This is a genomic window from Dactylosporangium sp. NPDC000521 (assembly GCF_042898305.1).
Lineage (GTDB): Bacteria > Actinomycetota > Actinomycetes > Mycobacteriales > Micromonosporaceae > Dactylosporangium.
The window spans coordinates 257,390-270,192 of record NZ_JBIAYW010000009.1; the positions used below are offsets into that span (position 1 = coordinate 257,390).

11 protein-coding genes are annotated in these 12,803 nt (G+C 71.8%); 6 read left to right on the top strand and 5 right to left on the bottom strand.

All coding sequences use genetic code 11. From position 1 onward, the window contains the following. Positions 1-19: 19 nt before the first annotated feature. The 3 genes from ACFY3L_RS29085 to ACFY3L_RS29095 are packed head-to-tail and all read right to left on the bottom strand — an operon-like array spanning position 20 to position 2,695. Entirely contained in the window at positions 20-1,648 is a 1,629-nt protein-coding gene (locus ACFY3L_RS29085) for a fumarate hydratase (protein WP_389330724.1), read from the bottom strand. Between the two features lie 14 nt (positions 1,649-1,662). Beyond that, positions 1,663-1,971 (bottom strand): AzlD domain-containing protein, encoded by a 309-nt coding sequence (locus ACFY3L_RS29090; RefSeq protein WP_389330727.1) that lies wholly within the window; start codon positions 1,969-1,971, stop codon positions 1,663-1,665. A 43-nt stretch (positions 1,972-2,014) separates the two neighbouring features. Continuing rightward, on the bottom strand, positions 2,015-2,695 hold the full coding sequence (locus tag ACFY3L_RS29095; protein WP_389330730.1) for an AzlC family ABC transporter permease: 681 nt from the start codon (positions 2,693-2,695) through the stop codon (positions 2,015-2,017). Positions 2,696-2,784: 89 nt separating this feature from the next. Here ACFY3L_RS29095 and ACFY3L_RS29100 point away from each other — a divergent pair, with 89 nt between their 5' ends. Continuing rightward, the gene (locus ACFY3L_RS29100; RefSeq protein WP_389330733.1) at positions 2,785-3,336 is read left to right on the top strand and encodes a helix-turn-helix domain-containing protein; all 552 of its coding nucleotides are present in this window, start codon (positions 2,785-2,787) and stop codon (positions 3,334-3,336) included. Here the strand turns inward: ACFY3L_RS29100 and ACFY3L_RS29105 are convergent. Then, positions 3,333-4,658 carry a PQQ-binding-like beta-propeller repeat protein gene (locus ACFY3L_RS29105; protein WP_389330736.1) on the bottom strand — a complete coding sequence of 442 codons (1,326 nt, stop codon included), beginning with the start codon at positions 4,656-4,658 and terminating at the stop codon, positions 3,333-3,335. The genes ACFY3L_RS29100 and ACFY3L_RS29105 overlap by 4 nt on opposite strands. A gap of 164 nt (positions 4,659-4,822) precedes the next feature. Between ACFY3L_RS29105 and ACFY3L_RS29110 the strand changes: the two genes are divergently transcribed. Together ACFY3L_RS29110 and ACFY3L_RS29115 are read left to right on the top strand one after the other, a co-directional pair. Next, entirely contained in the window at positions 4,823-5,092 is a 270-nt protein-coding gene (locus ACFY3L_RS29110; RefSeq protein WP_389330739.1) for a DUF1778 domain-containing protein, read from the top strand. 1 nt (position 5,093) lies between these two features. Then, positions 5,094-5,807 (top strand): hypothetical protein, encoded by a 714-nt coding sequence (locus tag ACFY3L_RS29115; RefSeq protein WP_389330742.1) that lies wholly within the window; start codon positions 5,094-5,096, stop codon positions 5,805-5,807. A gap of 70 nt (positions 5,808-5,877) precedes the next feature. On the opposite strand, the gene ACFY3L_RS29120 is transcribed toward ACFY3L_RS29115, so the two are convergent. Further along, positions 5,878-7,158 (bottom strand): esterase-like activity of phytase family protein, encoded by a 1,281-nt coding sequence (locus ACFY3L_RS29120; RefSeq protein ID WP_389330745.1) that lies wholly within the window; start codon positions 7,156-7,158, stop codon positions 5,878-5,880. 351 nt (positions 7,159-7,509) lie between these two features. On the opposite strand from ACFY3L_RS29120, the gene ACFY3L_RS29125 reads away from it, so the two are divergent. The 3 genes from ACFY3L_RS29125 to ACFY3L_RS29135 are packed head-to-tail and all read left to right on the top strand — an operon-like array spanning position 7,510 to position 12,788. Continuing rightward, positions 7,510-10,416: a BTAD domain-containing putative transcriptional regulator gene (locus tag ACFY3L_RS29125; protein ID WP_389330748.1), complete on the top strand. Its 2,907-nt coding sequence runs from the start codon at positions 7,510-7,512 to the stop codon at positions 10,414-10,416. Positions 10,417-10,446: 30 nt separating this feature from the next. After that, complete coding sequence (locus ACFY3L_RS29130; protein ID WP_389330751.1) at positions 10,447-11,829, top strand: class II fumarate hydratase; 1,383 nt, start codon at positions 10,447-10,449, stop codon at positions 11,827-11,829. A 41-nt stretch (positions 11,830-11,870) separates the two neighbouring features. Continuing rightward, complete coding sequence (locus tag ACFY3L_RS29135; RefSeq protein ID WP_389330754.1) at positions 11,871-12,788, top strand: hypothetical protein; 918 nt, start codon at positions 11,871-11,873, stop codon at positions 12,786-12,788. The last annotated feature ends 15 nt before the right edge of the window (positions 12,789-12,803 follow it).

The window sequence follows — 12,803 nt, forward strand, 5'->3', positions numbered from 1 at the left end:
GCTTCCAACGGCACGAAGGTCAGCGGCGGCCGACGGTGAGGACGGGTTTGGTGACTTCGGCGAAGAAGTCGTTGCCCTTGTCGTCGACGACGATGAAGGCGGGGAAGTCGACCACGTCGATCTTCCAGACGGCCTCCATGCCGAGCTCGGGGTATTCGAGGACCTCGACGTGCTTGATGCAGTCCTGGGCCAGGCGGGCGGCGGGGCCGCCGATGGAGCCGAGGTAGAAGCCGCCGTACGTGTTGCAGGCCTCGGTGACCTGCTTGGAGCGGTTGCCCTTGGCGAGCATGACGAGGGAGCCGCCGGCGGCCTGGAACTTCGACACATAGGCGTCCATGCGGCCGGCGGTCGTGGGGCCGAACGAGCCGGAGGCGTAGCCCTCGGGGGTCTTCGCCGGGCCGGCGTAGTACACGGCGTGGTCGCGCAGGTAGGACGGCATCGGCTCGCCGGCGTCCAGGCGTTCGGCGATCTTGGCGTGGGCGATGTCGCGGGCCACGACCAGGGGGCCGGTCAGGGACAGGCGGGTCTTCACGGGCAGGGCCGACAGTTGCGCGCGGATCTCCGCCATTGGGCGGGTCAGGTCGACCGCGACCACGTCGTCGTCCAGGTGCTCCTCGGTGACGTCGGGCAGGAAGCGGGCCGGGTCGCGCTCCAGCTGCTCCAGCCAGACGCCCTCGGCGTTGATCTTCCCGACGGCCTGGCGGTCGGCGGAGCAGGAGACGGCGATCGCGACCGGGCAGGAGGCGCCGTGCCGCGGGAGGCGGACGACGCGGACGTCGTGGCAGAAGTACCGGCCGCCGAACTGCGCGCCGATGCCGAACTCTCGCGTCAGCTGCAGTACCTCGGCCTCCAGGTCCAGGTCGCGGAAGCCGTGACCGGTCGGCGAGCCGGACGTCGGCAGCGTGTCGAGGTACTTCGCCGAGGCGAGCTTGGCGGTCTTCAGGGCGTGCTCGCCGGAGGTGCCGCCGATGACCACGGCCAGGTGGTACGGCGGGCAGGCGGCGGTGCCGATCAGGCGGAGCTTCTCCTCCAGGAACTGCATCATCCGGGTGGGGTTGAGCAGGGCCTTCGTCTCCTGGTACAGGTAGCTCTTGTTGGCCGAGCCGCCGCCCTTCGCCATGAAGAGGAACTTGTAGGCGTCGTCGCCCTCGGCGTACAGCTCGATCTGCGCGGGCAGGTTGGAGCCGGTGTTCTTCTCGTCCCACATGGTCAGCGGGGCGAGCTGCGAGTAGCGCAGGTTGAGGCGGGTGTAGGCGTCGAAGACGCCGCGGGCGATCGCCGCCTCGTCGTCGCCGTCGGTGAGGACGAAGCGGCCGCGCTTGCCCATGACGATCGCGGTGCCGGTGTCCTGGCACATGGGCAGGACGCCGCCGGCGGCGATGTTGGCGTTGCGGAGCAGGTCGAGCGCGACGAACCGGTCGTTGGGGGAGGCCAGCGGGTCGTCGATGATCGAGCGGAGCTGGGCGAGGTGCGCGGGGCGCAGGAAGTGCGCGATGTCGTGCATCGCCTCGTCGGTGAGGAGCGTCAGCGCCTCGGGGGAGACGGTGAGGAACCGTCCGTCGCGCCCGATCCCCTCGCTGGTGACCAGCCGGTATTCGGTGGTGTCGGGTCCGAGCGGCAGCAGCGGGGAGAACGCGAACTCAGGCATGCCCTCGACTGTAGTTACTGGATTCCGGCCAGTCTGAGCAGGGCGGCGGTGAGTGCGGCGGCGACCACGACGACCACGAACGGCAGCTTCCGCCACGCGAGCACGGCGCCGACCGCGACGCCGGCCGGACGGGCGACGCCGACGAAGTCGGTGCCGTCGAGCAGCGCGGCGGTGCCGATGAGCGCGGCGAGCAGCGCGACCGCGGCCAGGGTCAGGTAGCGCTTGACGGTCTCGGAGACCGAGAGCCGGCTGCGCAGGACGGGCCCGGCGAAGCGCAGCGCGTACGTGCCGACGGCCAGGACGATGATCGCGATCCAACTCATGACAGCCTCCACCGAACAGGTCGGACAGCAGGGACGGGAAGCCTCATGACGCCCGCCGCTTGGAGCCGGGGACCGGCAGCGCGAAGGCGAGCCCGAGCAGCGCCAGCAGCACGGGCAGTCCGGCCGGCAGCAGCGGTGTGGTGGCGAGCGCGATCGCGGCGCCGGCGACTGCCACCCGTACCGACGCGGAATCCTTCAACGAGGGCAGCGTCAGCGCTAGGAGGGCGGCCGGGAACGCCGCGTCGATGCCGTAGCGGTCGGGGTCGCCGAGGGCGCTGCCGGCGATCGCGCCGACGGTGGAGGAGACGTTCCACGTGACGAAGAGCGCGACGCCGGTCAGCCAGTACGCGCGGCGGCGCTGTGCCGGGTCGTCCTGCGCCAGGGCGAACGCGACCGACTCGTCGGTCAGGATGTGGCTGCCGACGATCCGCCGCCACCGCTTCGCGCCGAGCGTCTCGTTGCCGATCGCCAGGCCGAACGGCAGGTGCCGCGCGTTGAGCAGCAGGCCGGCCAGGATGATCGCGAGCGCGGTGCCGCCGGCGGAGAAGAGCCCGACCGAGAGGAACTGCGCGCCGCCCGCGTAGATGAACGCCGACATGACCACGATCTGGCTGAGCGGCAGGCCGGCGGCGGTGGCGATCGCGCCGAACGAGAGGCCGACCACGACACCCGCGGCACACAGCGCGCTGACGTCGCGGACGATGGGGTCACGTGTTCGTAGCATCGAACGCATAGTTCGTTATGCTGGACTCATCGCAACCGTTCGTCAAGCCGAATAATTCGTTCGTTACACCGAACGCGTGGAGGTCGCACATGGGCGCGCCGCTGGAATTCATCGCCGCCGCGCTGCGCCGCGAACGGGACCGGGAGAAGCTGTCGCTGAGCGAGGTCGCGAAGCGGGCCGGCATCGCCAAGTCGACCCTCCACCAGCTGGAGTCCGGCGCCGGCAACCCCAACATCGAGACCCTGTGGGCCCTGGCGGTGGCGCTCAACGTGCCGTTCAGCCGCCTGGTGGAGCCGCCAGCGCCGACCGCCCCACGGGTGATCCGCGCCGGCGAGGGCCCCTCCGTCCAGGCCGAGCGGGCCGACTTCGGCGGCGCGCTGCTCGCCACCTGCCCGCCGGGCGCGAAGCGCGACATCTACCTGATGAACGTCGGCATGGGCGGCCCGCGCAAGGCCGACGCGCACCTGCTGGGCACCGTCGAGCACGTGGTCCTGATGAGCGGCCGCCTCCGGGTCGGCCCTTCCGACGCGACCGTCGACCTGTCGCCGCACGACTACTGCTCGTTCCCCGGCGACGTGCCGCATCTCTACGAGGCGCTGGAGCCAGGCACGTCGTTCACGCTCGTGATGGAGCATCGCTAGGCGTACGGCAGGAATCCGAGATTCCGTCCACGGGACACGATCAGCCCGTCCGGTCCGACGCCGAGGACGTCAGAGCTCGTCTTCGCGTCGAGTCTCAGGGTGCCGTTGTCCGGCTTGTACGCCTTGAGCGTCCCCGAGTCCCGGATCAGCACCGCGTAGCGGGTGATCGCCACGTCGGCCTTCTCGCCGATCTCCTGCTTCCACGCGGTCTTCCCCGTGGTCAGGTTGATCACCTGGAGGGTCTTCTTGTCGGCGCCGCGGATCAGCCCGTACTGGCTGTCGGCCGCGACGAGCGTGTCCCCGAGCGCCCCCACGAACAGCTCCCGCCCGTCGCGCGGCGACAGGAACACCTCCCGGTTGTCCCCGCGGGTCGCCGCGATCACCGAGTCCGCCCCCGCCGGGTCCTTGCGCTGCTCGCACCCCGCCCCGGACGACGTCCGCAGGTCGTAGCCGTCCTTGCGCCAGACCGTCTTGCCCGTCGCGGCGTCGCGCGCTTCGAGGCTGTAGCGGCAGTTGCCGTCCTTCGGCTGCGCGGTCGAGACGAGGACCCGCCCACCCACGACGACGATCCGACTGGTGTTCGTCGGTTCTTCGGTACGGAGCCGCTTCCCGCTGAGCGTGTCGATCACCTGCACCCGCTGGTCGATCGGGAAGCCGAGCATGGCCGGAATGGCGTCGGGGTTCGCCTCGACGGCGCTGTCGTAGGTGTCGGAGAGCAGCCGGGTCCCGAGCAGGTCCGTGTTCACGCCGGCGAGCACCCGCCCGATCCCGGGCAGCGTGAGCTTCCAGATCTGCGCCCCGTCCTTGGGTGCGCGCGCCGTGAGCGTGCAGTCGGTCAGCCCGCCGCAGGCCAGCGCCAGCACCGAGTCCCGGTAGGTCCACGCCCCGACCGCGTCGCCGTCCTTCCACTTGACGGACCCGCTCGCGGGGTCGACGGCCTCGAGCCCCTTCCCGCGCCGCCCGACGACGACCACCTGACCGGTCCCGTCCCCGGCGACGGCGGCCCAGTCGGCCTCCTTGTCCCACAGCTTCGTCCCGCTGCGCAGCCCGCGCGCCTCGATCGTCCCCCGCATCTGCACGACCACGGCATCCCCGGCGATCACGGCCGCGGACGGCTGCCCCCCGACCCGGTCCGTCCACAGCGTCTCGGGCTCCGACAGCTTCCCGCCGCTGGAGGCGACCTTCTCCCACCAGCCCGTGAAGTCCATCGACATCTTGGGCAGCGGATTCCACCCGGTGACCAAAATCCCCGTGATGATGAGCGCCAGCACCCCGATCGCACCGAGCGCCGTCTCAAAGTTCCGGACCGCTCCCCTAGCCACCCGCCCACCGTAACGGCGCAGGATCTTACTGCGGTGGATCGCCCGATAAGCCCGTGTCGCGGATATTTCCCCCCATGGTGTGCTGGTTGGACGTGCGCGTACTGGCGGGTGCCGTACAAGCGCCGTACAGTTGGGTCACGGGATCGCATGGGCGGGGGTGGCGGATGAGTCCCAAGACGGAGCGCATCGAGGTGCGGGCGGACGAGGCCAGCAAGTCGCGCATCACCGAGGCGGCGGAGCTGCTCGGCGAGCCGGTGTCGGCGTTCGTCGTGCGATCGGCCCGAGCGGAGGCGGACAAGGTGCTGGCGCGGGCGCACCGCACCGTCATGCCGGCGGAGCAGTTCGACCGGCTCATCGCGTCGCTCGACGAGCCGGACGAGGCGCCGGCGCTGACCGAGATCGCCAACCGGCCCAGACGCTTCCGGCGGGCGTGACGTGTTCGTCTCGAGCCGCCTGAGAGATCACCACAAGCTCGACCGGTTCGACTGCGGCGAGCCGGCGCTCAATGCCTGGCTGGCGGAGCATGCCTGGCGCGCCCAGGTCGCGGGCACTTCGCGCACCTACGTCTGGACGCCGGAAGGCGCGGACGACGTCGTCGCCTACTACTCGGTCGCGCCGACGCAGGTCGAGCGAGCCGGGCTGACCGGTGGGCAGGCGGGCGGCTTCACCATCGTCCCCGCCTACCTGCTGACCCGGTTCGCGCTGGACCGGTCGCTGCAGGGTCAGCAGCTGAGCGACGACCTCCTGCTCGACGCCATGGAGGTCATCACCAAGGCCGCCACCGCCGCGGGCGGCCGGCTGATCGTGGTGGACGCGATCAACAGTCAGGTGGCGGCGTACTACGAACGGCGAGGGTTCCAGCCGATCAAGGGCGACCTGCTGCGGTTGGTGATGAAGGTCGAGACGGCCAGGAAGGCGCTGAGCACCGACCTGCTGACGGTCAGCACGCAGAGCGGTCTCGCGGGCCTCGTCCTGTCGACGTCCCGTGGTGAGGCGGCCTCGATCGTCGCCTCGGCCGACGAGCTGCGGGCGATCGCCCGTGAGCTCGAGCGCCAGGCGAACGACGCGTCGGCCCACCCGGGCGCGATGGTGTCGCTCCGAGAGGCGATCAAGGCAGCCCTCGGCCGTGATCCGTTCGCCTCGGAATGACCTGAGGCTCACGGAGATGGGCGGCCGGTGAGGTGGGCCGCCTCGACCGGGGTGGAGGCGGCCCGTCGGGCTAGACCAGCGGGTGGGCGAGGCGGACCGTGACCAGGGTGGTCTTGATGCCGCTGTCGATCAGGCGGCCGGAGGCGTCGAAGGCGCCTGGGCCGTCGGTCATGCCGAAGTCGTTGTCGTTGATGAGGGCGATCGTCCACGGGTTCAGCACGGCGACGCCCTCGATCTTCTTCTGGGTGCCGGGGACGGTGTTCAGGTCGACGACGAGGGTCTTCGGGACGAGGGTGACGGCGGACGCGTCCTGCTCCAGGGACGGCGAGGTCGCAGGGTTGTCGTAGGGGCCGCCGAGGAGGTTGGTGGCCTTGCGGAGGTCGGCGCGGTACAGGCGGGCGGCCTGGTCGGTGCGCTCCTGGACGAGGACGGTGTCGGGGCCGAGGCCGACGATGGAGGAGATCTTCAGCTCGGCCGGGTTGGTCTGGCCCGGGTCGACGACCGAGACGGGGGCGAACTGGTAGGCGTACTCGCCGACGACCTTGCCGGAGCGCGGGGAGAAGCGCAGCAGGCGGGTGTTCAGCGACGCCTCGCCGGCGGCCTTGGTCGGCACGAGGAGGGGGCTCTGCAGGCCGATGACCAGGTCGCCGCCGGGGAGGATGCCGAGGCCCTCGAAGCCGCGGTTGACCTTGCGGGAGGCGTAGATGGCGGGGAAGGCCTCGATCACCGGGTAGTCGGTGCCGGTCAGGCCCAGGCCGGACGGGACGTAGCGGGCGAGGACGCGGCCGCGGGCGGAGACGTGGACCAGGGACGGGCTGTACTCGTCGACGAGCCAGAAGGTGCCGTCGGTGGCGCGGACGATGCCTTCCGTGTCCAGGCCGTTGGGGTTGATCCGCAGCGGGGTGCCGGCGTTGTACGTGTAGGGCTGCTCGTCGTGCGGCAGCTGGTTCGGCAGGCCGGTGACGGGCTTGCCGGACGCGGTCGTGATCGGGATGGTCTGCACGACCTTCAAAGCTGAACCGGCAGCGCGGACGCGGACGATCGTCGGGTTGAAGTCGGGGGTCGGGAAGGTTCGGCGCTTCTCGGTGCCGACCGTGATCTGGCCGTTGGGGCCGCGGTCGGTGATCGTCCAGTACTCGCCGGGGCGGCCGGCCGGGAAGATGTCGCTGCCGATGCCGCCGAGGTTGACGCCGCGGTCGTCGGCGACGCCGAGGGTGCTGAGCGGGATCGGGGGAAAGGTCGCCGTCGCGGTGACCCGGGCGGCGGCGTGAGCGGACGCGGGGGTCGCCGGCAGCAGCAGGGCCGGGACGGCGACGGCGGCGGTCACGGCCGCGCGCAGCAGGAATGGCATAGCTCGACACGATGGGCGAGCCGGTCGAAGGCGATGTTGCCGGAGGGTGAACGGGGGCCGCACACAGCGTTGTGCGCGGCCCCAGAATGCGATTTCGCGCCGAAATGTCCCCGTTCGTCCAGAGCATCGCAGGAGTAGGGCTTGAGTAGCCCGAATCCGGTTTATGAGCAAACCGCCTGCAAGACCTGGACGCATTCCGGCACACGCATGTCGTTCCATGAAAAAGACTCCACGGCGCTGCTCTTTCGCCGCTCTCATTTGACTACCATCGGGCGATACCGCGTGCAGCTTCGAGGGGAGGCAGGCGCCGCACAGAGGGTGGTTATGCGCAATTCGACCAAGTTTTCGATCTTGGGACCGGTACAGATCCGTACACCGGACTCGGAGATCACGGTTGCGGCGCCCCGTGAACGGATCCTCCTGGCGCTGCTGTTGCTGCGCGAAGGGCAGCTGGTGCCGGTCCAGCAGGTCATCTCGGCCCTGTGGGACACCAACCCGCCGACCACCGCGCGGGCCCAGGTGCACAGCTGCGTCTCCCGGCTCCGCCAGCTGCTGCGCCGCGCCGGGCTGCCCGAGGAGCTCGTCATCACCGAGCCCGCCGGGTACCGCATCAAGGTCGGCGCCGACGAGCTGGACGCCGCCGTCTTCGCCACCAGGGTCGAGCGCGGCCGCGCCGCCGCGGCCGACGGTGACCTGGCCACGGCCCGGGACGAGCTGCGCGCCGCGCTCGCCCTGTGGCGCGGCCGGCCCCTCGCCGACGTCGACTCCGACGCGGTCCGCGCCTCCGCGGCGCACCTGGAGGAGCAGTGGACCGCCGCCCTGTCGCTCTGCCTGGACCTGGAGCTGCGGCTCGGCGCGGCGGAGGAGATCCTGGCCGAGGTCGCCGACCTGGTCGAGCGGTTCCCGCACCACGAGCAGTTCCGCGGGCACCTGATGACGGCGCTCGCCCGCACGGGCCGGCGGGCCGACGCGCTCGCCGTGTTCCGCCGGGGACGGGCGATGCTCGCCGAGGAGCTGGGCATCGAGCCGGGCGCGGAGCTCGTCGAGCTGCACCGCAGGATCCTCAACGGCGACGTGACGCTGCTGCTCACGCCGCCCGAGCCGGCGGACGAGCCGCGCCGCGTCGCCCGCTGCCTGCCGCGCGACATCGTGGACTTCGCCGGGCGGGCGGACGCGTTCGCGGAGATCGTGGCCGCGCTCAGCGACGAGCGGCACGCCGTGCTCGCCATCGACGGGATGGCCGGCACCGGCAAGACCACGCTCGCCGTCCGCGCCGCGCACGCGGTCACGCCCCGGTTCCCCGACGGGCAGCTCTACCTCGACCTGCACGGGCACAGCAACCGGGCGCCGCTGGACCCGGGGGAGGCGCTGGGCGCGTTGCTGCGGCAGCTGGGGGTACCGCCGGAGCGGATCCCGGCGGTCTCGGACGAGCGCGCGGTGCTGTGGCGGACCGAGCTCGCCGACCGCAGGGTCCTCGTGCTGCTCGACAACGCCCTGGACTCCGCGCAGGTGCTGCCGCTCCTGCCCGGCACGGCGCACACGGGGGTGCTCATCACCAGCCGGCGCCGGCTCGGCGGCCTCGACGGCGTCCAGCCCGTGTCGCTGGACGTGCTGCCGCTCGACGAGGCGGTGGAGCTGCTGCAACGCACCGTCGGCGCCAGGGCCGTCGCCGACCCGGCCTGCACCGTCGAGGTGGTGGAGCTGTGCGGGCGCCTGCCGCTGGCGGTGCGCCTCGCGGGCGCGCGGCTGCAGCACCGGCCGACCTGGACGATCGCCGACCTGGCCCGCCGGCTGCGCGGCGCCGACCGGCGGCTGCCCGAGCTGGCCGTGGACGGGCGGACCGTGGCCGCGGCGTTCGCGCTGTCGTTCCAGCAGCTGCCCGTACACCTGCAGCAGTTCTTCGCGGTTCTTGGTGTGCACCCGGCGGGTGACTTCGAGCCGGCCGTCGCGGCCGCCATGGCGCGGCTGCCCGTGACGGAGGCGGAGGAGCTGCTGGAGGACCTTGTCGACGTCCACCTGGTCGAGGCGCCCGCGGCCGGCCGGTACCGGCTGCACGACCTCCTGCGGGACTACGCGGCCCAGCTCACGGCCGACGCCGGCGCGGTCGTGGACCGGATGCTCGATCACTATCTGCACAGCGTGGCCGCCGCGAACGCGTTCCTGGAGCTGGCCGACGCGCGCGTCGCGCTGCGGCTGGACGCCCCGCCGCCGGCCGCGCGGGCGTTCACCGGGATCGCCGAGGCGCGCCGGTGGATGGAGCGCGAGCTGCCCAACGTCCTCAGCGCCGCGCGCCTCGCCTCCGACCTCGGCCGGCACCGGCAGATCTGCCTGATGACCCGCGCGGTGTCGCCGTTCCTGTTCGGCTTCGGCTACGGCGAGGCGCAGCTCGACCTGTACGAGCGGGCGATCGCGGCCGCGCGGACCCTGCCCAGCCCGGAGCTGGAGGCGGAGGCCCGCAACTACCTCGCCGGCGTGTACTTCCGGATGGGCCGGATGGCCGACGCCCTCGCGACGCTGCGGCTCGTGACCGCCATCGCCGAACGCGAAGGCATCCCCCGGCTCATGGGCACCGCGCTGACCAACATGGCGATGCTGCACAGCCGGCTCGGCCAGTACGCCGCCGCGATCGCCGCCGCGGAGGCCGCCGCCGCGCTGCACACGGACGAGGCCCCGGCGCACCTGCAGTTCAAGATCCATAGCACGATCGGCCTCGCGCACACCCAGGCCGGCAACTACGACCAGGCCCTGCAGGCCAACCGGCGCGGCCTCGCCGCCGCGCGCACGCTCGGCGGGATGCGCGCCGTCGGCATCATGATGGGTGAGCTCGGCCTCAACCACCTGCACCTCGGCCACCTCACCGTCGCGTCCGCCCTGCTGCGGCGCGCGCTGACGCTGAAGCAGCGCTCGGTCAACCAGTTCGGCTCCGCCGAGACCCTCAGCAAGCTCGGCACCGCGCACCGCCTGCAGGGCCACCTCGCCGAAGCCCTCGCCTGCCAGCGCGCCGCACGGTCGCTGATGGAGCAGGTCGCCGACGTCTCCGGGCAGTGCCTCACCGCCAACGACCTCGCCCTCACGCTGCGCGCCCTCGACCTGCACGACGAGGCCCGGCAGCTCAACGAGGAGGCACTGGCCAAGTCCGTGCGCATCGGCGACCGGTACGAGCAGGCCCGGGCGCTGGCCGGCCTCGGCCGCCACGAGCAGGCGGTCGCGCTCTTCGACGAGCTCGGCGTCTGTGATCCGGGCGCGCTTTACCGGTGACGGCGGCCGCCGCGGGGCACTGTAGAACGTATGGAATTCCGCGTGGAGCACGACACCATGGGCGAGGTCCGCGTCCCCGCCGACGCGCTGTGGCGGGCGCAGACGCAGCGCGCCGTCGAGAACTTCCCGATCTCCGGCGGCCGGCTGGAGTCCTCCCACATCAAGGCCCTCGCGCAGATCAAGGGCGCGGCCGCCACGGTGAACGCCTCGCTGGGCGTCCTGCCCGAAGGGCTCGCGCAGGCGATCGCGGCCGCGGCGGCGGACGTGGCGAGCGGCGTGCACGACGACCAGTTTCCGATCGACGTGTTCCAGACGGGCTCGGGCACGTCGTCGAACATGAACGCCAACGAGGTCATCGCGACGCTGGCGTCCAGGTTGCTGGGTTCACCCGTACACCCGAATGACCACGTGAATGCGTCGCAGTCCTCCAACGACGTATTCCCCACGTCCATTCACATCGCCGCGGCGTCGGCTTTGACGTCCGATTTGCTGCCGGCCTTGCACGTCTTGGCGACGGCTTTGTCCGACAAATCGGATTCTTTCGCTTCGGTGGTGAAGGCGGGGCGGACGCATCTCATGGATGCCACGCCCGTGACGCTCGGGCAGGAATTCTCCGGATATGCCGCTCAGGTCCGGTACGGCATCGACCGTATTCAGTCCGTCCTGCCGCGCGTCTGCGAACTGCCCCTGGGCGGCACGGCGGTCGGGACGGGCATCAACACCCCGCCGTCGTTCTCCGCCGCCGTGATCGCCACCCTGGCCGGGACGACCGGCCTGCCGCTCACCGAGGCCCGCAACCACTTCGAGGCCCAGGGCGCCCGCGACGCCCTCGTCGAGGCATCCGGCCAGCTGAGGACCATCGCCGTCGGCCTGTACAAGATCGCCAACGACATCCGGTGGATGGGCTCCGGCCCGCGCGCCGGCCTGCGCGAGCTGCGCCTGCCCGACCTCCAGCCCGGCTCGTCGATCATGCCCGGCAAGGTCAACCCCGTCGTCCCCGAAGCGGTCCGCCAGGTCGTCGCCCAGGTCATCGGCAACGACGCGGCCGTCGCGTTCGCCGGCTCCCAGGGCGACTTCGAGCTCAACGTCATGCTCCCGGTGATCGCCCGCAACCTCCTGGAGGCCATCCGCCTGCTCGCCAACGTCGCCCGCCTGTTCGCCGCCCGCTGTGTCGACGGGCTGGAGGCCAACGAGGAGGTGCTGCACTCGTACGCCGCCGGCTCCCCGTCGATCGTCACGCCGCTGAACCGCTACCTCGGCTACGACGAGGCCGCCGCCATCGCCAAGGAGGCCCTTGCCACCGGCCACACCATCCGCGAGGTCGTCATCTCCCGCGGCCACCTCGACAAGGGCACCCTCACCCAGGCCCAGCTGGACGAGGCCCTTGACCTGCTGTCGATGACCCATCCCTGAGGCTTTTAAGCGCGGCGGCGCCGCGCCCTTAGGCTGCACGGATGCCGAGCCTCACCGCCGCCGTGCAGCGGGCCGACCACCCGGTCGGGCGGTGGATGCGGACCACGTTCCCGCACCTGGCGCCGCTGCAGCAGGCCGTCCGCGGGGCCGCCGGCGAGCTGGCGGTCGCCCCGTCGGCGGCGGTCGCCCTCGGTACGCAGGGGGCGGCCATCGACTGGTGGATCCGTGCGCTGGTCGACCCGCGGGTGTCGCTGGAGCTGCCGATCCGGGGACTGTGGGACCGCCGGGCGGCGTTCGACGGGGCGGGGCGGGAACTGCTCGGACTGCTCTGCCCGCGCCGCCCCACCATTCTCGAGGCCGACCTGCACGCCGACCGGCCGGACGAATGGTGGGCGCGGGCCTGCTACGCGCTGGCGCTGCTGGTCGAGCGGTTCCGCAACCCGATGGCCACCGGCTCGCGGCTCTTCACCCTTCCCGCCGGCAGCACGGCGGCGGACCTGCTCGCCCTCGCCAACGACGACGAGGTGGCCGATTTGATCGCGATGCGCGACCTCGCCCGGAAGCGGTTGCTGCCGCTTCTGGAGGCAGGGACCGTGCACAGTGGACCGACGTTCGACGGCAGCGAGTACCTGGCGGCGGACGCCGATCTCGTCGTCGCGGGGCTGCTCATCGACATCAAGTCCGGCTGCGGCGGCCCGCCCCGCCGGGACGGCACCAGGTCACCGGCGCTCGCCGGCACCGACGTGTACCAGCTGCTCGGCTACGCCCTGATGGACTTCAGCGACCGGTACGCGTTGCGCGGTGCCGGCATCTACGCGGCACGGTTCGGCTGCCTCGTACAGTGGCCGCTCACCGAACTGATCCAGCAGGCGACCGGCCGGTCCGACCTCGGCCTCCTCGCCCTCCGGCGGGAGTTCGAAGACCTGCTCAGATCCGCCGGCCGTGGGGTTCCGCTTTGAGCGGGCAGGGATCAG